Origin of the sequence: Kineococcus esterisolvens (assembly GCF_050871405.1) — a bacterium.
Classification (GTDB): Bacteria; Actinomycetota; Actinomycetes; order Actinomycetales; family Kineococcaceae; genus Kineococcus.
Genome location: NZ_JBJLRI010000123.1, coordinates 1 through 6,307, shown reverse-complemented (window position 1 = coordinate 6,307; position 6,307 = coordinate 1). Strand labels below are relative to the sequence as shown.

7 protein-coding genes are annotated in these 6,307 nt (G+C 79.6%); 4 read left to right on the top strand and 3 right to left on the bottom strand.

The genetic code is table 11. The annotated features are described in order from the left end of the window. Window positions 1-53: 53 nt before the first annotated feature. Genes ACRYR8_RS20740 through ACRYR8_RS20730 form a run of 3 tightly spaced genes read right to left on the bottom strand, consistent with a single transcriptional unit; the run spans window position 54 to window position 2,213 of the window. On the bottom strand, window positions 54-341 hold the full coding sequence (locus ACRYR8_RS20740) for a hypothetical protein (protein WP_432485778.1): 288 nt from the start codon (window positions 339-341) through the stop codon (window positions 54-56). Between the two features lie 51 nt (window positions 342-392). Next, window positions 393-1,232: a hypothetical protein gene (locus ACRYR8_RS20735; RefSeq protein WP_432485776.1), complete on the bottom strand. Its 840-nt coding sequence runs from the start codon at window positions 1,230-1,232 to the stop codon at window positions 393-395. Between the two features lie 9 nt (window positions 1,233-1,241). Beyond that, a complete protein-coding gene (locus tag ACRYR8_RS20730; RefSeq protein ID WP_432485775.1) occupies window positions 1,242-2,213 on the bottom strand; it encodes a hypothetical protein in 972 nt (323 codons plus the stop codon). A 215-nt stretch (window positions 2,214-2,428) separates the two neighbouring features. Here ACRYR8_RS20730 and ACRYR8_RS20725 point away from each other — a divergent pair, with 215 nt between their 5' ends. The 4 genes from ACRYR8_RS20725 to ACRYR8_RS20710 form a co-directional block, all read left to right on the top strand. Further along, entirely contained in the window at window positions 2,429-3,358 is a 930-nt protein-coding gene (locus ACRYR8_RS20725; protein ID WP_432485774.1) for a hypothetical protein, read from the top strand. 85 nt (window positions 3,359-3,443) lie between these two features. Then, window positions 3,444-4,055 (top strand): hypothetical protein, encoded by a 612-nt coding sequence (locus ACRYR8_RS20720; RefSeq protein WP_432485773.1) that lies wholly within the window; start codon window positions 3,444-3,446, stop codon window positions 4,053-4,055. Between the two features lie 18 nt (window positions 4,056-4,073). After that, entirely contained in the window at window positions 4,074-4,850 is a 777-nt protein-coding gene (locus ACRYR8_RS20715) for a YcnI family copper-binding membrane protein (RefSeq protein ID WP_432485772.1), read from the top strand. 218 nt (window positions 4,851-5,068) lie between these two features. Further along, window positions 5,069-6,307 (top strand): protein-glutamate methylesterase/protein-glutamine glutaminase (locus ACRYR8_RS20710; protein WP_432486201.1); only part of this gene is annotated, 1,239 nt, incomplete at its 3' end.

Genomic DNA, 6,307 nt, shown 5'->3' with positions numbered 1-6,307 from the left:
GAGGGGCCCCCCACCACCGCTGGGGGGCCCCTCGCCGTCCCCGCCCCGCGCGCTCAGGGGCAGACCAGCACGCTCGCGCCGTCCGGGCCGGGCCGCTCCACCACCCCCAGCCGGGCCAGGTCGGCGACGAACCTCGCCCGCCCCACCGCCTCCCCACCGTTCTCCACCAGGTACTGCGCGTACGCCTGCCGGGTGGTCCCGCCGGTGTCCCACGTCTGCTCGGTGAACCAGACGCGCACGGTGCGGTCCACGCCGGCCCCGTCCAGGGTGGCGGCGGGACCCGCGAACGCGGTGCCGCAGTTCGGGCAGACGGCCGTGCTGTTGCCGCTCTCGTCATCCACACCGCGATGCTGCTCCCGGCCCCGCCCCCGGCGCAGCGGTGCCCGGGGCCCTCACGACGGACGGCGGTACAGCGCCAGGTCGTCCTCCCGCACCCGCGGCGGGCCCTCCGGCCGGTCCGCCCCCGCACGCCCCGCGGGGGCGGGAGCAGCGGCCGGCGCCGGTCCGGTGGCCGGTCCGGGGGCGGGAGACGCCTCCCGGGAGACGTGCGCGGGGTCGTGCGCGGGGTCGTGCGCGGGGTCCGCCTCCTCGTCCCCGGTGCCCTCCGGCAGGTCGTCCTCCGCCTCGACCCGCGCGCGCAGCAGCGCGAACGCCGACCCCGCCGCCAGCGCCGCCGCCAGCACGAGCACCGCCACCTGGGCGGCGTGCGAGAGGAACGACGTGCTCGCCGTCCACGACCCCACCGGCAGCACGTCCACGGCCTGCGCGGCGAACCCCGCCACCCCCGCCAGGGCGGCCAGCGCGCTCACCGCCGCCACGGCGGCCGCGGCCCACCGCGCCCCGGCCCGTGGGACCAGCGCCACCGGCCGCCCGGCGACCACCAGCGCGGCCAGCACCACCGCGCCCAGCGCACCCGCCAGCAGCGGCACGTGCAGCGGCTGCCACTGCCACAGCAGCGACCAGCGCTCCCCGAGCAGCTGCGCCGACGTGGCCCGCACCTGCCCCTCCGGGCCGAGGAGCATCCCCGTCGAGGGGTCCGTCAGCCCGACGACGGCGTCCAGGGAACCGCTCAGGACGCGCCGCGCCGACTCCAGCGCCGCGGCGGGCGGCATCGCCACGGCCGCCGTCAGCGCCCAGCCGCCCCACGCCGGCAGGTGCCGAGCCCGCGGTGGGGCGGCAGCGGTGGTGCTGCGCGCGGGGGCGGCTGCGGCGGGGACCTCGGGGGGAGCCACGCCACGACGCTAGTGCGCCTCACCCACCGCCGGGGGCTCCGCCACCCGGCCGGGCCGCCGGTAGAGGGCGCGGTCCTCCGCGCGCAGCCGCGGGGGGCCGTCGGCGGCCGCGGCGAGGGCCCCCTCCGCCCGTGACGCGGGTGCGGGTCCCGGGCCCGGCTCCGCGCCCCGGGGCCCGGGTGCCGCGGCGGGGGGTCCGGCGGGTTCCACGGGTTCCACGCGTTCCACGGGCTCCAGCGGTTCGGGGCCCGGTCCCGGGAGGGTGGCGGGGGAGCGCCCCGGGCGCAGCAGCACCACCGCGCACAGCACCGCCAGGACCGCCGTCAGCAGCGCCGTGCCCAGCGGGACGCTCGCCTCCAGCCACCCCCACGTGTCCAGCACGAAGTACGGCAGGCCCGCGTCCCCCTCCCCGGACGCGGACACGGTGGCCAGCGAGCCGACCGCCAGGCCCAGCGCGCCCAGCGCCACCACCCCCGCCGACGCCGCCGCGGCCCACCGCTGCACCGGCCCGGGCACCAGCCACCCCGGCCGCCCCACCAGCACCGCGCCGGTGACGGCCAGCAGCCCCACCAACGACGCCAGCAGCGCGCTGCCCGCGGGCACGACGCCGAGCATCGCCGGCCAGCGGTCCGTCAGGCCCAGGGCGGGGGCCCCGCCGTCCGGGCCGCCGTCGGCGGGGAGGTCGCCGAGGCGCCAGCCGAAGTGCTGGCGGTCGCGCGCCCCGGCCAGGAAGCGCCGGCAGCTCTCCCCGGCCAGCAGCACGGGCACCACCGGTGCCAGCGCGAGCAGCCAGGCGGCCCAGGGCCCGGCCGGTGCCTGCGCGTCGCCCGCGCCGTCCGTGCCGACCTCGTCGCCCGCGCCGGCCGTGCCGACCTCGTCGCCCGCGCCGGCCGTGCCCGCGCCGGCCTCGTCGTCCCCGGCCGGGTCCCCGCGCAGCCGCCCGTCCCCACCGCGCCCCGCGGGCGCGCTCCGGCCTGCCATGGCTCGACGTTACGGCGGCCCCGCCCGGACGTCCCCCCGACGGAGCAGCGCGGTTGCGCGGCGTGCGCCGTCCGGAGGCGGCGACACACCCGTCCGTGTGACGGCGCGTGGTGAGCGACGACACCCGGTGTCAGGGTGGCCGGACACCACCCGGTCCAGGGTGGGACGCGCCACCCGGCCGGGCGGCGTCGCGGCAGCCCCGGGAGGCGACCACCATGCACTACTCGCTCGTGAGCTCACCGGTGCTCGGTTTCGACCTGGTCCGCCTGCCGGCGGGCGACTCCACCGCCGAGGTGCTGCTGCGGGCGCTGGACTGCGGCCCGCGCGAGCTGGACGTGCTGGCCGCCCGGCACGACGCCGACGCCCGCGCCCAGGCCTGGCGCAGGGTGCGCGAGGCCCTCCGGGCCGTGCCGCGGATCACCGACGTGCTCGGCCAGGTCGCCGAGGGCCTCGCCGGCGGCGTGTTCGCCGAGGACGTCGTCGGGCCGCGCGTGGAGGCGGGGGTGGTGCGGGTGCTGCAGGGCTCCACGATCGCCGACGCCGACGCCCTCGTGCGCCTGGTGCACCACGACGTCCTCGACTGGACATGGAGCGCCCCGCTGGACGGCGGGCCCCGCCTGCGCACCGAGACCGCCGGCCGCGCCGCCGACGTCCTCGCCGACGCCGCCGTGTCGGCCTACCTCGGCGAGCGGCTGCCCGACGGGGTGCGCCGGGTGCTGGCCGGCCCCTACCTGCACGCCGCGCGCGACCTGGCGCCCCTGCCGTCCGTGCCGGACGGGCTCGGGGAGGCCCAGGCCGGGGTGCAGGAGGTCCTGCAGCGGCTGGCGCGGCTGGACGGCACCGACCGCGCGTGCCTGCGGGCGGTCGCCGACACGCACCGCCCCGGGGGCGGGGAGTGGGCGAGCGCCGTGCACGACGCCTCCTGGGCGGTGCACCTGTCGGGACGCGTCCGCACGGCGGCCGCCGCCCAGATGCTGGCGGTGCGGGCGTTCCGGGCGGGTGGCCTGGACGCCGCCGACGGGGCGGGCGGGCTGTGGAACGTGGTGAGCGGCGTCGTGCACGCCGAGGTCGTCGCCGACGTGCTGGCGTCCGAGACGCGCGAGGTGCTGCTGCGCCCGTGGCGCGCCGCCTTCGGCGACGACTGACCCCACCCGGGCCGGGCCGGGCCGGGCCGGGGCGGGCGGAGCGGGGCGTTCCGGAGCTCCCGGGGACGGTGGGTACCGTGGCGCCGTGGAGTCGCCGACCAGGGGTGCGGTGCGCCTGGCCCGGGCGGGCACCGTGGCGCTGACCGTCGTCGCGCTCGCCTCCACCGCCCACGTCGCCGGCGGCCGGGAGCTGCCGCCGACGCTGGTGCTGCTGGCCCTGGCCGCGCTCACCGGCTGCGCCGCCTTCGCCCTGACCGGCCGGCGCCTGTCCGCACCCGCCCTCCTGACCGTCCTCGGCGCCGGGCAGAGCGCCCTGCACGCCGCGCTCGCGGGTCTCGCCGCCGACACCGTCGACGTGCCCACCCACGGGCACCACCAGGAGTGGGTGCCCCTGGCGACCGGGTCGCTCACGGGCGCCCCGGCCGGGGCCTCGCCGCTGCCGATGCTGCTCGCCCACGCCCTCGCCACCGCCGCCGCGGCCGTCGTCCTCGCCCGCGGCGAACGGGCCGTGTGGTCGCTGTGGGCGTGGCTCCAGCCGCTGCGGGCCGTGGTGCTCGCCGTGCTGCGCCTGCCCGTGCTGCTGCCGGTGGCGCCGGTGCCGGTGGTCGTGGGGGTGCACCCGCGCTCCGTCGTCGCGCGCCGGCCGGCGCGTCGTGGTCCGCCGGCGGTGCCCGCCGTCGCCACGACCACCCGCTAGCCGAAGGAAACACCCACCGTGCGCACCACCCTGCCCTCCACCCTGCCCTCCGCCCCGCCCGCGCGCCTGCTGCTGCCGGCGGCCGGCGCCGCCGCCCTCGTGCTCGCCTCGGCGCTGCCCGCCGCCGCGCACGTGCGCGCGGTGCCCGACGTCACCACCGCCGGCTCCTACAGCGTCGTGACGTTCCGCGTGCCCAACGAGTCCGACACGGCCGCCACCACCTCCCTGGTCGTCGACCTGCCCACCGCCACGCCCTTCACCCACGTCGCCGTCGAGCCCGTCGCGGGCTGGACGGCGACCGTGCAGGAGGGCGCCCTGCCCGAGCCCGTCGAGGTCTCCGGCGCCACGATCACCGAGGCGCCGCTGACCGTCACCTGGACCGCCGACCCGGGCGCCGGCGGGATCGGCGTCGGGCAGTTCCAGGAGTTCGACCTGCAGGTCGGCCCGCTGCCGGCGGAGGGCACCCGCGTGGTGCTGCCGGCGGTCCAGACGTACGCCGACGGCGAGGTGTCCGACTGGTCCCAGGTCGCCGACGCCGGCGCGGCCGAGCCCGACAGCCCCGCCCCGGAGTTCACGACGACCGCCGCGACCGGCGACACCCACGCCGCCCCCGCCGGGAGCGGGGAGTCCACCGGCGGCGGCGTCCAGGCCGCCCCCGCCGGGTCCGGCAGCACGTCCGGCGCGGCGTCGGGCGGTGACGGGGTGGCTCGCGCCCTCGGCGCCGCCGGGCTGGTGCTGGGGGCCGCGGCGCTCGCTCTGGCCCTGCTGCGCCGCCGCGGCACCGCCGCCGGCTGACGCCCCGCCCCCGCCCGCGGGGACCGGTGACGTCGCGACGTCCCCGGTCCCCGCGGAGCGGCCCCTCCCGCGCTACCACGCCCGGCCGGGGCGCCCCCGCACGTCCCCGCGGCGTGTCCCTCCTCCGTCGCGACCCGGGGTTCAAGGTTCCGCCGCTCGCGCCGATGGAGTAGGGAGCCGCCCGCTGGGGGCGCGCCGAGCGAAGGGACGTGTGCAGCGTGCGCGAGAGGATCCGCGTCCTGGTCGTCGACGACTCGGTGGTGGTGCGGCGCATCGTCACCGACGTCCTCGCCTCCGACCCCGTCATCGAGGTCGTCGGCACGGCGCCCAACGGCAAGGTCGCCCTGGAGAAGATCCAGCAGCTGAAGCCCGACGCGGTGACGCTCGACATCGAGATGCCCGTCATGGACGGCCTGCAGACCATCAAGGAGATCCGCCGCGTCGACCGCCGGCTGCCGGTGGTCATGTTCTCCACGCTCACCGAGCGCGGCGCCACCGCCACCCTCGAGGCGCTGTCCTCCGGCGCCTCGGACTACGTCACGAAGCCCGCGAACGTGGGCAGCGTCAGCGAGTCCATGGAGTCGGTGCGCGCCGAGCTGATCCCCAAGATCAAGGCGCTGGTGCCGGGCGTCGCCGAGCCGCGCTCGGCGGTCGTCGCGCGCCCCGCCACGCCCGTCGCCCTGCGGGCCCGCAGCGGCGCGGCCAGGACGCCCCGCGCCCTGGTCGTGGGCTCCTCCACCGGTGGCCCCGAGGCCCTGTCCAGCGTGCTGGCGAAGCTCCCCGCCGGCCTCGGCGTCCCGGTGCTCGTCACCCAGCACATGCCGCCGGTGTTCACCCGCATGTACGCCCAGCGCCTCGACAAGGTCAGCGCGCTCACCGTCGTCGAGGCCGTCGACGGGCAGAGCGTCGAGGCCGGCACCGTGTACGTGGCCCCCGGGGACTTCCACATGGAGGTCGTCCGGCGCGGGTCCGCGCTGGTCGTCAAGCTGCACCAGGGCCCGCCGGAGAACTTCTGCCGCCCCGCCGTCGACGTCATGGTGCGTTCCGCCGTCGCCGCGTTCGGCGGGGAGCTGCTCGCCCTGGTCCTCACCGGGATGGGCTCGGACGGCAAGCTCGGCTGCAAGGCCGTCGCCGAGGCCGGCGGCCAGGTCGTCGTGCAGGACGAGGCCACCTCCGTGGTGTGGGGGATGCCGGGCGCCGTCGCCCGCGAGGGCCTCGCCGACGAGGTGCTGCCCCTGAGCGCCATCCCCGACGCCCTGCTGCGCCGCCTCGGCGGTGCACGACCCGCCGCACCCGCGCGCACCCCGCTCCCGGCGGCCCCGGCCGCCGCTGCCCGCACCACCGCGCCCGTCGTCGGCGCCGGTCGTCCGGGCAGCCTCGCGGGGCGGGGGGCGCCCGGCCCCCGCCCCGCCCCCCCCGCCCCCCCCCCCCCCCCACGCACGACGGTACATTACAAA